This is a genomic window from Terrimonas ginsenosidimutans (assembly GCF_022012415.1).
Classification (GTDB): domain Bacteria; phylum Bacteroidota; class Bacteroidia; order Chitinophagales; family Chitinophagaceae; genus Terrimonas_A; species Terrimonas_A ginsenosidimutans.
In genome coordinates this window covers 142,809-156,362 of sequence record NZ_JAKLTR010000008.1, presented here as the reverse complement: position 1 = coordinate 156,362, position 13,554 = coordinate 142,809, and the positions used below count along the sequence as shown (strand labels likewise).

At 43.7% G+C, this 13,554-nt stretch carries 9 protein-coding genes; 4 read left to right on the top strand and 5 right to left on the bottom strand.

Going from position 1 to position 13,554, the window contains the following annotated elements; genetic code table 11:
• Positions 1-709: 709 nt before the first annotated feature.
• Positions 710-1,585 carry an ABC transporter ATP-binding protein gene (locus tag LZZ85_RS13870; protein ID WP_255724111.1) on the top strand — a complete coding sequence of 292 codons (876 nt, stop codon included), beginning with the start codon at positions 710-712 and terminating at the stop codon, positions 1,583-1,585.
• Entirely contained in the window at positions 1,585-4,773 is a 3,189-nt protein-coding gene (locus LZZ85_RS13865; protein ID WP_237872686.1) for a M1 family aminopeptidase, read from the top strand. Before LZZ85_RS13870 ends, LZZ85_RS13865 begins: the two co-directional genes overlap by 1 nt.
• A 75-nt stretch (positions 4,774-4,848) precedes the next feature.
• Here LZZ85_RS13865 and LZZ85_RS13860 read toward each other — a convergent pair whose 3' ends face one another.
• The 3 genes from LZZ85_RS13860 to LZZ85_RS13850 all read right to left on the bottom strand — a co-directional run bounded on the left by LZZ85_RS13860 (position 4,849) and on the right by LZZ85_RS13850 (position 8,585).
• Positions 4,849-5,814, bottom strand: coding sequence for a hypothetical protein (locus tag LZZ85_RS13860; RefSeq protein WP_237872684.1), 966 nt, complete (start codon positions 5,812-5,814; stop codon positions 4,849-4,851).
• A 125-nt stretch (positions 5,815-5,939) separates the two neighbouring features.
• Entirely contained in the window at positions 5,940-7,265 is a 1,326-nt protein-coding gene (locus LZZ85_RS13855) for a DEAD/DEAH box helicase (RefSeq protein WP_237872682.1), read from the bottom strand.
• Positions 7,266-7,703: 438 nt separating this feature from the next.
• Positions 7,704-8,585, bottom strand: coding sequence for a helix-turn-helix domain-containing protein (locus tag LZZ85_RS13850; RefSeq protein ID WP_237872680.1), 882 nt, complete (start codon positions 8,583-8,585; stop codon positions 7,704-7,706).
• Between LZZ85_RS13850 and LZZ85_RS28835 the strand changes: the two genes are divergently transcribed.
• Entirely contained in the window at positions 8,526-9,197 is a 672-nt protein-coding gene (locus LZZ85_RS28835) for a hypothetical protein (protein ID WP_432422772.1), read from the top strand. The two genes, LZZ85_RS13850 and LZZ85_RS28835, sit on opposite strands and share 60 nt — an antisense overlap.
• A gap of 374 nt (positions 9,198-9,571) precedes the next feature.
• Complete coding sequence (locus LZZ85_RS13845) at positions 9,572-12,049, top strand: glycoside hydrolase family 95 protein (protein ID WP_237872678.1); 2,478 nt, start codon at positions 9,572-9,574, stop codon at positions 12,047-12,049.
• Positions 12,050-12,630: 581 nt separating this feature from the next.
• Here the strand turns inward: LZZ85_RS13845 and LZZ85_RS13840 are convergent.
• Together LZZ85_RS13840 and LZZ85_RS13835 are read right to left on the bottom strand one after the other, a co-directional pair.
• Positions 12,631-13,110, bottom strand: a complete 480-nt coding sequence (locus LZZ85_RS13840; RefSeq protein WP_237872676.1) for a hypothetical protein — start codon at positions 13,108-13,110, stop codon at positions 12,631-12,633.
• A gap of 9 nt (positions 13,111-13,119) precedes the next feature.
• The gene (locus tag LZZ85_RS13835) at positions 13,120-13,521 is read right to left on the bottom strand and encodes a GreA/GreB family elongation factor (protein WP_237872675.1); all 402 of its coding nucleotides are present in this window, start codon (positions 13,519-13,521) and stop codon (positions 13,120-13,122) included.
• Between the last annotated feature and the right edge of the window lie 33 nt (positions 13,522-13,554).

The window sequence follows — 13,554 nt, the reverse complement described above, 5'->3', positions numbered from 1 at the left end:
GGATTTTAAGCCGCTCCCCACTCCAGTGCTTCGGTGGCCTGCTTACGGTAGTTGCGTTCAAACAGCATTCCTCCCAATCAAGTATGTTATTACCGCTGGTATCATAAGGCAGTTGTTTTTCTGCTTTTATGGCGGCATACACTAATGGATATAGAAGAAGCGTAACAAAATACACAGTCCAGGGATCTCAAACTCGAACCAAATAATAGAGGAGTTAAAGTATTTGGCGAGATGGAGAGACAATTGTTAGCTAAAACCGGATAAGAAAAGTTCGAGGTGTGGTACGGTGATTATGCGGAAAGCTTTTGTCCTCGGCCTCTTTTATGCAAAACCAGTTTAGAAGCCTCCCCAAAATCGGTGTGTTCTGATTGATGGGGCTTCGTATGGGGTGATAGTCTCTGGGAAATATAGTTGTCGGGTAGATGACCAAGGTGTAGGTATCACATAAAAGCAAAAGCGAGCAAGCCAAAAACAAATGTCTTGCCGGTCATCCGCAAAAGCGACCATTAATCAGCCCTTTGAGCCCGGTATAGTATTATGTATTACAAGGTATCATGGTTTAGGGATATCTTTGTTATGCAACTTAATGGTATAAGCCTTAAAACTTACAAATAAACCTTAAACATCACAACAGATGACCACTAGTGGATAGTGCCTGTAAAAAAAGGCCGGTTCCTGTCCAAAATTCCATTGCCTAAAAGTTTACGCTATGAATAAATTAATTATCAAAAATCTGAGCAAGACTTACCTCAATGGAGTAAAAGCCATCAGCAGCATTTCATTGGAAATAAACAATGGTTTGTTTGGATTGCTGGGTCCAAATGGTGCCGGAAAATCATCGCTCATGCGCACTATTGTTGGTCTGCAAACTGCAGATAGCGGTCAGATATTTTTCAATAATGTAAATGTTGCTGATGATCCCTTCTTCCTTAAAAAACAGTTGGGCTTTTTACCGCAGGACTTTGGCGTGTATCCTAAAATATCGGCATACGATCTGCTGAACCACCTGGCTATTTTGAAAGGAGTTACCAACACTCATGACAGAAAGCAACAAATATTATCGCTGCTGCAAAAAGTAAATCTATTTGCTGACCGGAAAAAAGAAGTGCATACTTTTTCAGGTGGCATGAAACAAAGATTTGGCGTTGCACAAGCATTATTGGGTAATCCGAAGATTATTATTGTTGACGAGCCCACGGCAGGACTTGATCCTGAAGAACGTAACAGGTTTAACAGTTTACTCAGCGAACTGGGAGAAGACATCATCATCATTCTTTCTACACATCTGGTAGAAGATGTCCGCAATTTGTGTTCGCAAATGGCCATCATCAATAACGGGTCTGTTTTGCAACAGGGCAACCCCAATGATCTGATCGCTGGTTTACAAGGACGTATCGGAAGAAAACAAATTATAAAGCAGGAGCTTGATGACCATAAAAGAGATCACAGGGTTATATCCTCACAATTCATAACGGGCAAGTTAAATATTCATATCCTGGCCGATAGGATGCCCGCTGGGTTCCAGCCCATAGACCCCAGCCTGGAAGATGTGTACTTCTCTATACTCCATCAAAACTCAAACTGATGATGAATACCTTATTCTTATTCGATATAAAGCGTTTCTTCAAAAGATGGACCACCTGGGTATTGCTGGTTTTGATAGTTGCATTGGGCGTAGTGATAGGAAAAGATGCACATTTTACAATAAGCGAAAGTGTTTATCAAAATTCACCTTACCAAATTTCTTTTATCACCGCACTCTTCAGTTTATCAGCCATACTATTTTCAACCATTTTTACTGCCCAGCATGTAAACAAAGAGCTGGACAATAATTTTCAGGAGATATTTTTCAGCACACCCATCAGGAAAAATCAATTTATTGCAGCAAGGTTTACATCATTGTTCACCATCGGCTTTTCCCTCACCGTTTTACTTACAGGAAGCTTTTTGTTTGGCCATCAATTATCGGCATCCAACCTAAAGTATGAGTCTGTTTCATTACTCTATTATATACAACCTGTCCTCTTGTTTACCTTTATCAACACGCTTTTTACAACGGCTGTGTTAAGCTTTGCCGGATGGATCTCAAAAAACAAACTGACCATTTACGTTAGCGGACTATTGTTGTACATGCTTTATACGGTCACCCTTATTTATTCGGGTTCACCATTAATGGCGGGAGCATTGCCGCAATCGGAACAAGCCAGGTTAATCAGTGCTATAGTGGATCCATTTGGTATGTCCGCATACTTTTATCAAACTTCAACCTGGACTGTGGAGCAAAGAAACACAGCGCTGATTTCGTTGAACGGATTATTTGCCTTGAATAGAATGATTGTTGTCCTTATCTCTGTACTGCTCCTTTATATAAGTATCAGGAAATTTAGTTTTTCAAAAAAACAATCAAAACTCCGGTCGGGATCAAAAGAAAATACCCGTGAGCATAATTTAAGTTACAGCTACAAAGCTATATCCACACAACATCATGCCCTGGCACAACTGAAAGCTTTGCTTTCTTTTACTAAAATGTATTTAACCTATATTGTAAAAAGCATACCCTTTATACTGGCTTTCTTGTACGTACTTTTCGGAGTAGGAATGGAAATGTATGCAGCAATTGAAAAGGGCCTCAGAATTCCACAGCAATATGTGAGCTCGGGATTAATGACCACTACCATTATTCAGCATTTTTACGAATTGGGTTTGATCATCGTATTGTATTATGCATTTGATATTTTTTGGCGCAGCAGAAATACACGTTTTAACCAGATTGAAAACAGTACCGCCAATACCTCGACCGGTTTTTTTGCAAAGTGGATATCATTAGCAGTTGTGGCATTAATATTTACCCTTGCATTAATTGTTGAAGGAACTGCATTCCAATTATTATACAACTACCCAATTATTGAATGGAAAGTGTATAGCAACCTGTTTCTTTTTGTTTCACTGCCATTGATACTCATGAGCGGATTTCTATTGTTGATCAAAAAAGCTATCAATCGAAAATATGCAGGATTGGGTGTGGCAGTATTATTTGTTTTCATAATGGCAACGTCCATTGGTAAAAAAATTATAACCTATCCCCTGGCGAAGATATTCTACGGTGTTCGGGTAAACTATAGTGATATGAATGGCTTCGGCCTATATGGTGCTGACTTTGCAAAAGGAATGTTCTTTGGATTTTGTTGTTTGATAATTTTGCTCACCATCTCTTACCTGGTAAAGAAAACCAATAGAAGAGGATATGGATGGGTGATATTACTTGTAACAGTTGCTGCTTGTTCCTATTCCGGGATAAAATTGGTGGAAGGGTATAAACCCAAAAATGAAAAAGCCAGTTTATTAGCACAGGTAAATTATGAAACCCTTTATCGTAAATACAGTACCCGCCCCCAGCCAACTGTTACCAGCATCATTACAACTGTTGATTTGTTTCCGGAAGAAAACGCTTACCATATAAAAGGAACTTACACACTTGAAAACAAAACCAGCTCAAATATCGACACTATCCTGGTCAATTTTGCCAATGATTTTAAGATAGAAAGTGCCGCATTTCAAATTGCGGATGAAACAATTACAGTCAAAGATCAGTACCAGGTACTTGCATTGCAGAAAGTGTTAATGCCCAATCAAAAAGCAACCTTTCATTTCAATATTTCTTACCGGTGGAAGGCGGTGAACGGACATCAATCATTTAATGCCATTGTTGAAAATGGTTCCTTTATGCGCATTAGCCGATACTATCCGCATTTTGGATATGTGCTGGAAAATGAAATTGAGGATGAAACAATCAGGAAAAAATATAATTTGGGAGCCAAATCAGCAATCACTGCATTTGATGCACCAAAGACTGCCAATAACGATTTCATAACAATTGACATGACGATCTCGACATCAGGCAATCAAACGGCCCTTGGCGTTGGAGAGTTGACCAAAAGCTGGAAAGTACAAAACAGGAATTACTTTCAGTACAAAACCGATGATCCCATTCCGTTCAGGTTTGCTGTATCCTCTGCTCAATACGCTGTAAAAAAGGAAAACTATAAAGGCAAAAGTTTTGAGATCTATTATCACCCGACACACGCAGAGAATGCAGATCATCTCATGAATAACGCACGGTTAACCATGGATTATTGCGAAACAAATTTTGGAAACTATCCATTTAAAACCATCCGGTTTGCAGAAGTATCGGGTTTTACCGGTGGCTTTGCAGCTACGGCTTATCCTGCAACCATCTACATGACAGAAAACATGGTTTTTCACTCCAATATTAAGGCTGATAAGCAACAGGATGTGATCAACGAATTGGCCGGACATGAGCTGTCACATTTGTGGTGGGGTAATAGTCAAATAAATCCTGATGACAGAGATGGGGCGGCCATGCTTACTGAAACAATGGCTATGTACACTGAAATGATGTTGCTTAAAAAGATGCATGGCAAAGAAAAAATGTTGGATCGAATAAAAATGCACCTCGATATTTATTCCTTCAGCAAAGGGTTTTCAATAGAACAGCCATTGTACATGGTTCAGCCAGGGGAAACTCATATATCCTATTCAAAAGGAGCCGTGGTGATGTATCTTTTAAGTGAATTAATAGGCGAACAAAAATTAAATGAAGTGCTGAGAAATTTTATTGAGAAGCATAAATATTCCAATCTAAAACCTGTTTCAACAGACTTTTTGGATGAGCTATACCGGTTAACAAACCCATCTCTTCATTCTAAAATAGATACATTATTTAAAAAGATTGAGCCATTAAGTGTGGATTAGGTATATCCGTAACTTTTTTCAACACGTTGGGGCAAATCTTCATCATTAATATTAAACCTCTGACTCGTCCTATTTTCATAATCCTTCGAAAATCTTATCCGGATTTTCTTTGAGAAGGTATCTTATATTTCTTACCAGCCGCTGCTGGTCTTCACGTTCAGTTCTCGAAATCGCCTTTACCAATAGCTCTCTTGTTCTTTGCGTTTTGTACTGCACAAGAGCCTGGTAATATGGGTAAGGTGAAGTGCCTGAATAGTCATCATGCAGGAGACTGTTCTCAATTTCCTGCTCCACTATTGGAAACAGGTCGGGATGCGGAAAGTTTGTGATCGCTTTGAACACAAAGCTGTTTCCGATCGAGCCATCGATTTCATACACTTTTTTGATCAGGGGGACATCATCCTCATTGTGGAATTTCGCCAATGCAGGCAATGCTTCTATAACACCTGCTGTGACGATCTCCCGAAGCCTTTTATAGTAGGAGGGAGTATGAGGAATATGCTCGAGCATATAGGCGCGCGAGTGTAGAAGAGGAGCATTATAATTTTCACGCCGCAGCGTTATTTCATTGCCAAATAACATCAGTGAATCTAGAAAAGCTCTTTGTTCGGGATCGATCCGGTAAGAGGAAGAATCTTTATAATAATACCCCACGTTTTGGAGATAGAAATCAGTTACCGACCATGCATTAGAGAAGCACCCTGTGACCATGGTAAAGGAAGCGGTATCATGTATATGCTCCCTTAGCACACGGAATATATGTGAACTCTTTTTCCTGATCAGGCCGGAAAATGCATATGCCCGGATAACAGGGCTTCTATGGTCACATAGCTTAACAAGATACTCTTCTGTTACACCTGCCAAAAGACTGTCATATCTTTTCCATTGTTCAGAACTGTCTTCCACTAGTCCGGTCACTTCATACTCAAATATATTATAGTCGGCTATCCTTGAAACAACACCATCCTGCACGGCAGTCTTATTGCTGCATGATATGATGCATGTAAGGATGAATATTGACAGAAAGTTTCTGGTGTTCATTGACAGTTTTTGATTGGTTGACTTTTCCTTTCTGATAAAAACAGGGTTTCGCCCGGGACTGAAAGGTCAGGAAGTGAATGCACTTCCTCTAGTCATTAATCATTAAAAACAGATCTCGTGCCCCGTTACTTCGCTACGGCGATCTTTACCTTCTTATTTTTGATCTTTTGCTCCTTGATCAGTTGAAGTGCAGCACTGATCTTTGTTTTCCTCACGGCAACGAATGAGAAGAAATCTTTTACTTCTATCAGGCCGATATCTTCTTTTTTTAATTGCCCCCGGTTCGAAAGGAATCCGACAATATCGATCTTATTGACTTTGTCTTTCTTTCCTGCAGCGATAAAAAGGGTAGACCAGTGTGGCTTTGCCGGCAATGTGGCTGTTTCCGGCAGTTCTATTTTCTCCGTTTCCGGATCGATGTAAGCGGGTAGTTTTTCTTCAGGCGACAGTATCAGGATCGCCGTGCCGCTTGCGTCCATACGCGCGGTTCTTCCATTGCGGTGGGTGAACACATCTTCGCTCGCTGGCAGATGATAGTGAATGATGTACCGGAGGTTCGCGATGTCAAGTCCTCTTGCGGCAAGATCGGTTGTGACAAGTACGTTTGCCGTTCCGTTTCTGAATTTGCACAATGCAGCATCCCTTTCCTGTTGCTCCAGCGCACCATGGTAGAACACGTTGACAATATCTTTTTCTTTCAGCCAGTTACTTGTGCGTTCTACGGATTCCCGATGATTGCAGAAGACAATGGTCGAACGATTACCCAGCATACAGATCAGCCTGAATAGAGTCTGGAGTTTATCCTTTTCATCACTTGCAACTGTCTGGATCGTAAGTCCTGTTTCCTGATCAGTTGAATTCAAGAAGTTCAGTTTCACGGGATCCTGAATGCCAATAAAATCGGGGATCCTGACGGTTTCGGTTGCGGAGATCAGCATTCTTTTTTTCAGGGATGGGAGGGAACCAATAATGAATGACATTTCATCGGTGAAACCAAGCTCCAGTGATTTGTCGAATTCATCGAGCACCAGCGTTTCGATTGAATCGACGGTGATATTTCCCCGTCGGATATGGTCTGATAGGCGGCCGGGAGTTCCGATCAGTAATGCCGGCGGCTGCACAAGGTTATTTTCTTCGGTTTCTCTCAAATGACCCCCATAGCAGCAGGTTACTTTCAAACTCGTCCCCATGCTTTTGAACACGGATTCGATCTGCAAAGCAAGCTCCCGTGAGGGAACAATGATCATCGCCTGCGTTTTCTTGCCCTCCGGGTTTAACGATTTGACCAGCGGGAGCAGATACGCTAATGTTTTGCCCGAGCCGGTCGCCGATAAGAGGATCAGGTCATCGTGCTTATCGGCAGCCTCTATGGAGGCCAGCTGCATCTCATTGAGCGCCTTGATCTTTAGTTTGGATAAAATCTCGTCGAAAAGGGGATTGGTAGTAGACATAACTGCAAAAGTAAGTCTAAAGTTGTCAATTGCCTTAAGTTGAAGCCTTTCCGGCTGGAAATGCGGAAATGACCGGTTCCGGAAGATGAGGTATCTCTTCTGAGCATGGCGTAGGAGTATCGCAAAGGACGCAAAGACGTCGCCAGGGTCGCTAAGTATATCCTTGCGTGCCTGGCGACGTCTTTGCGTCCTTTGCGATACTCCTACGCCAGTATGTTGTGAAGATTCCTTACAGGAAAACGGCTTCTCCGATTAGTCTCGGGCCTTCATGCAGCCACCACTTTCTGCCTTAAAATTACTTTAACGGAAATAAGGCCGCGGGGATTTTCATACCCGAGATCCATGATGCTGGTTAAGGAGTATTTGTCGTAAGCCATTATGTCAAACAACATTGACTGGTCGGTTTCAAGCCAAGTACAGATCTTTAATTCCAGATTGTCAGGCGCGCTTTCTGAACTTTCCCGGACTCGTTCCTGTTAGCCGCTTAAAAAACTTTCCAAATGTAAAAGGATCAGGAAATTCAAGATCATCCGCGATCGCAGATAATGTATGATCGGTATTTAACAGCAAAGCTTTTGCTTCTGTCAGTACAGCATGGTTTATGAAGAACGACGGCGTTTTTTGTGTGACCGTTCTTACGCAGATTGAAAGATACTGCACCGAAACATGCAGTTTCTCTGCATATTGGCCAATGCCTTTTGTATTTCGGAATTCTTTTTCCACCAGGTCAAGAAAATCCATCACGATCTTTTCTTTTCTTGAATAAGAATGGTCTTCCATGTCAATATTTTCATGCATCAGATCGATCATTGTATAAATGATCGCCGAGAAAATATTTGATACAATATGAATCTTGAAATTGTCTTCGTGCCGGATCTTCAGATAGTAGTCCAGTTGATGCAGCATCGAGGTGAAATATCCACGAAGTGGGTCTTCCATAGCATAGGAAACAATCTCACGTTTTTCAAAGATGGCATGATACGCTTTGTAACAACCAAAATCAAGATGTAATTTCTCGCCGCTTTGTTCATCGTAGGAAAGTATGTACATGGTACAATTGCCGGGTGATGTAGTGAAATGCAGCTGATGGCTGGGGCAGACCAGGAACAGGCTGCCAGCGGGATATATTGACTGTTCTCCGTTGACGGATATTGTTACACTTCCCTGTTCGATAAAAATGAGTAAATATTGTGTTGATCTGAACGGTTTGTTCTGAACGAAGTGGTCGAGGAAGAGGCTCTCCCCGAAAAGTTGGATACAATGGCACATCTGGTTGTTAGCCGGGACGATGTGCAGCCCTGGTGCAGCAGTTTTTTCCATAGCGACAGGTTGCTTCGGTTTGAAATGCAATGGCGTTTAGTTAAGAGAACGTCCTACAGTAGCTCGATGACCGATGGCCGATGGCCGATGGCCGATGGCCGTTGGCCGAAAATACATGTACTTATTAGTGGATACACTATATCAATTAAGAGCAATAGCTTCCATCCAAATGCGGCACTCGGCACTCGGTCATCGGCCATCGGCCATCGGTCATCGGCCCTCGGTCATCGGCCATCGCTCATCGCTCATCGGCCATCGGCCATCGGCACTCGGTCATCGGCCATCGGCCATCGGTCATCGGCCCTCGGTCATCGGCCATCGCTCATCGCTCATCGGCCATCGGCCATCGGCCATCGGTCATCGGCCATCGGCCATCGGTCATCGGCCATCGGCCATCGGCCATCGGCCATCGGCCATCGGCCATCGGCCATCGGTCATCGCTCATCGCTCATCGGCCATCGGTCATCGGCCATCGGCCATCGGTCATCGGCCATCGGCCATCGGTCATCGGCCATCGGCCATCGGCCATCGGTCATCGGCCATCGGCCATCGGTCATCGGCCATCGGTCATCGGCACTCGTTCATCGGCCATCGGCCATCGAGCTACTGTAGGACCATCTCTTTACTAAACGACATTGGTTTGAAATTGTCTGCGAAGTAAGCAATTGCCTGGGTGTTTCAGGGATGGAGATTTACTGAATCGGAGAAAACAGCCACCGAACCGGGAATGCTATTTTATACTGAAATGTTTATTATCGAGGGGTATTGGCTTCTCTTTGTATCCGGTTAACTGAAAGCGGTTATTATGTTGCTTTTTTTTAAAGAAAGCTCGCGGACTCATCTTTTTTTATCAAAGAAATCGACCCCTTCCATGGTAAAGATCTGATCGCAGAAAGAATTCGTTTTAGAAAGGGGCGTGAAAGGCCGGTCTGTGAATATGGCTGTTAAATGATCAACAATTTGCTATATTGGGCTAATTATTTGTCATGAAAAAAATTACTGTTTTTCTCCTGGTTGCCTGTTCTGTTTACGCTGATAATACTTTTGCACAATCTCCACTAAAACTCTGGTACAGCAAACCCGCTGATCAATGGGTGGAAGCCCTTCCCGTCGGTAACGGCCGCATTGGCGCGATGATCTTCGGAAAAGTAGATGAAGAACTGATCCAGTTAAATGAAAGCACTCTTTACAGCGGAGGCCCTGTAAAACGAAACGTAAATCCGCAAGCAAAATCATATCTGTCACAAGTACGTGAAGCGCTATTGAAAGAAGAAGATTATGCCAAAGCGGATCAGCTTACCAGGAAAATGCAGGGTTTGTATACAGAGTCTTACATGCCGGCAGGAGATATCCATATAAAGCAGGATCTGAAGAAGGGAAAGCCTGAGCAATATTACCGGGATCTCGATATTGAAAAGGCAATAGCGACCACCAGATTCACGGTTGATGGCACAACATACACGCGGGAAGTTTTTTGCAATGCTCCTTCCAATATACTTGTGATCCGTTTTACGGCAAATAAGAAAAATGCATTAAGTGTCGATCTTTCGCTCGGAAGCCAGTTGAAATCAACCGCAACGTCAAATGGCAACAGCGAAATACTTTTAACGGGCAAAGCCCCTGCTCACGTGGATCCGAGCTATTATAATCCAAAAGGAAGGGAACATGTGATCTATGAAGATACGTCAGGTTGCAACGGGATGCGTTTTCAAAACCGTATAAAGGCAGTTGCGGCAGGTGGACAGACCAGTACAGATGCGGAGGGATTGCATATCCGTGGTGCAAATGAAATTGTATGCTACGTTGCGATAGCAACCAGCTTTAACGGTTTTGATAAGTGCCCTGACAGTGACGGGAAAAATGAGAAATCAATTGCAGCATCCGCTATTAATATTGCCTCAGGGAAAACCTACGAGGTATTGTTAAAAGAACATTTACAGGATTATCAGCGGTACTTTAAACGGGTCTCATTTGTTCTGACAGACAGTACTGCAAAGAATCCATCTGCAGGTAAACCTTCTGATGAACGATTACTTGCCTATTCCAATGGCGCAAGCGATCCCGGGTTGGAGACATTGTATTTTCAATACGGCCGTTACCTGCTCATCTCCGCATCGCGACCCGGAGGTCCGGCGGCGAACCTGCAGGGCATCTGGAATAAAGAATTAAGAGCCCCGTGGAGTTCCAATTATACGATCAATATCAACACGCAGATGAATTACTGGCCGGCAGAGCTGACCAATCTTTCAGAGATGCATCAGCCGCTGCTAAATTTTATAAAAGATCTTTCCGCTACGGGGAAAAATATTGCCCGCGAATTCTATGGCACACGTGGTTGGGTAGCTCATCATAACTCAGACATCTGGGGACTGGCTAACCCGGTCGGAGATATCGGCAATGGAGATCCTCTTTGGGCTAACTGGTATATGGGCGGCAACTGGCTTTGCCAGCATTTATGGGAGCATTATGCCTTTACCAAAGATCTCAAATACCTGAAAACTGCTTACCCCGTAATGAAACAGGCAGCCTTGTTTACATTGGACTGGTTAGTAAAAGATGAAGTGTCGGGATATTGGGTTACTGCTCCGTCAACTTCTCCTGAGAACCTTTTTATTGACAGGAATGGAAAGCCGCAATCTGTTTCCGTTGCTACAACGATGGATATGTCTATTATCTGGGACTTGCTGACAAACGTGATCGAAGCATCCACTGCGTTGGATAATGACAAAGAATTCAGGGAACAACTGAGCGATGTAAAGCGTAATCTTTATCCGTTAAAAACAGGCAGTAAGGGGCAGTTGCTCGAATGGTATAAAGATTTTAAGGAAGAAGATCCACAGCATCGCCATGCTTCACACTTGTTTGGTTTATTTCCGGGAAGACAGATCACTTTATCCCAATCACCGGATTTCTTTCAGGCTGCAAAAAAATCGCTGGAGATCCGTGGAGATGAAGGCACCGGCTGGAGCCGTGGCTGGAAGATCAACTGGTGGGCGAGATTGCAGGATGGAGATCATGCGTATAAACTGATCCGCAACCTGCTGCATTATTCCGGAGCAGATAGTAAAGGCGGTGGAGGCACTTATCCGAATTTCTTTGATGCACATCCTCCGTTCCAGATCGATGGCAACTTTGCTGGCACAGCTGGTATGGCGGAGATGTTGTTGCAAAGTCACGAGGGATCTCTTCATTTATTGCCGGCATTGCCAGCTGCGTGGAAGACGGGCAGCATAAAAGGTTTGAGAGCGAGGGGTGCTTTCCAGGTAGATATTGATTGGAAAGACGGAGAACTTGCCGGGGCAAAGATCCTGTCGCTGGCGGGCGGGAAATGCGTGATACGTTCACGTTTCCGATTTGTGATTGCCGGGATAAAGGTTGATGCAAAAAAGGAAGGCGACGGTTTTGTAATGAAGTTTGATACACAAAAGGGAAAGCAGTATAAGGTTGTGCCTGTTGAACGGTAAGAATAGCTGCGCCTGGATCGCAATCCTACGGTCAGGAAACATATTTCAATCGGAACAAGGTAGTTAACCGTCTTGTCTGCCGCCCTGCGTAAGGCCCCCTCTAAATCTCCCCCGAAGGGCTACCGTGTACTCACATTTTTCCTTTTATTTGACCGAATAATTTCTTGATAGCTTGATGGCGTAAAGGAACGCGGCGGACACGGCGATACGCGACGTACGCAGCGAAAACAGCCATAGCAAACTTTGTATTCGCCGCGTACGTCGCGTATCGCCGTGTCCGCCGCGTTCCCCTACGCCATTCGAATACTTATGGGTACACGGTAGCCCTTCGGGAGAGATTTAGAGGGGGCCTTACGCAAGGCAGATAAATTTTTGTTAGATGGAATAACGCAAAGGGCGCAGATCAGTTCCGCATGTCAGCCGCTAATCTGCGTTATCTTCTAATGATAATTCAGGATAAGCTCGCATTGTCAACTATTGCAAACTCATCTGCGTAATCTGCGGGAACCTGCGGCAATCGACCAAAGATGTTTCCTGCGTAGCAGGGAAATCGTGGAGAATACATAGTTTTCCGTCTCCTGTCACACACTCTTCATCACATACCTGTGCACATCCACCAGGTTCTTCCATCTTCTTGCCGTTTTTAATACCGATTGTTCTTCCATCAGAGAATCATCTGCCGGACGGAAACAGATCTTCAGCGGTGTAGCTTCTGACCTGATCAGCAACAGCAGCTCTATTTTGTCAAGACTGCCGCGTTTCTCCCTTCTTTCTTTGATAAGACAATCTGTAACCGTCGAAAGCCTGATCCTGTGTGTCTTTTTTGGTTGATCACCATGATCTATCACCAGTAGTTCCCTGCCATTCCGGTTCAATGCAATGACCATGTCTCCAATAACTTCCGAATGGTCGATCATCATCCGCTCTCTCAATACAAAACTGTTATACACACGCGCCAGTTCCTGTTTACGTTTTCGGTCGCGCTTTTTTTGTAGCAGGATCCTGATCAGCAAGTAGATGAAATAGCCAAAAGGAAGAAGAAGGACTAAAATTATATTCATCTGAAATGATTAATTGTGTGGATGCTGTACATCAACGATCCTGAACGTTTTTAGACCCGCCGGCACACGCCATTGCACTTTCTCTCCTTTTGCATAACCGATCAAGGCCGTACCCATCGGAGAAAAGACGGAGATCTTCATCTGTGTGATATCTGCTTTGCCCGGAGGAACGATAGTAAAGCTGCGCAACTGCTTGCTGCCCTCTTCACGGATAGTAACAAGAGAATACAGCATCACCACATCCATCGGAATGGTTTCTTTGGATACAACGGTTGCCTTTTTCAGTTCTTCCTGCAGATCTTCTGCTTCAGTACGGTTGAACCAGCGCTTGCTGGTATTGTCTTTTAACAGGGCATGTATGGTTTCATAATCTGCCGCAGTCAGCAGCAGGCTCTTTTTTGTTTTTTGCATGATCGTTTTTTAATAAGAAAAGGAGTGAATGAA

What these genes read in the sequence shown, in the direction of transcription:
- LZZ85_RS13860 (WP_237872684.1), bottom strand. Translation starts at nt 5,814, where the DNA reads ATGAACACCAGAAACTTTCTGTCAATATTCATCCTTACATGCATCATA.
- LZZ85_RS13840 (WP_237872676.1), bottom strand. Translation starts at nt 13,110, where the DNA reads ATGAATATAATTTTAGTCCTTCTTCTTCCTTTTGGCTATTTCATCTAC.
- LZZ85_RS13865 (WP_237872686.1), top strand. Translation starts at nt 1,585, where the DNA reads ATGATGAATACCTTATTCTTATTCGATATAAAGCGTTTCTTCAAAAGA.
- LZZ85_RS13855 (WP_237872682.1), bottom strand. Translation starts at nt 7,265, where the DNA reads ATGTCTACTACCAATCCCCTTTTCGACGAGATTTTATCCAAACTAAAG.
- LZZ85_RS13870 (WP_255724111.1), top strand. Translation starts at nt 710, where the DNA reads ATGAATAAATTAATTATCAAAAATCTGAGCAAGACTTACCTCAATGGA.
- LZZ85_RS13835 (WP_237872675.1), bottom strand. Translation starts at nt 13,521, where the DNA reads ATGCAAAAAACAAAAAAGAGCCTGCTGCTGACTGCGGCAGATTATGAA.
- LZZ85_RS13845 (WP_237872678.1), top strand. Translation starts at nt 9,572, where the DNA reads ATGAAAAAAATTACTGTTTTTCTCCTGGTTGCCTGTTCTGTTTACGCT.
- LZZ85_RS13850 (WP_237872680.1), bottom strand. Translation starts at nt 8,585, where the DNA reads ATGGAAAAAACTGCTGCACCAGGGCTGCACATCGTCCCGGCTAACAAC.
- LZZ85_RS28835 (WP_432422772.1), top strand. Translation starts at nt 8,526, where the DNA reads ATGGCACATCTGGTTGTTAGCCGGGACGATGTGCAGCCCTGGTGCAGC.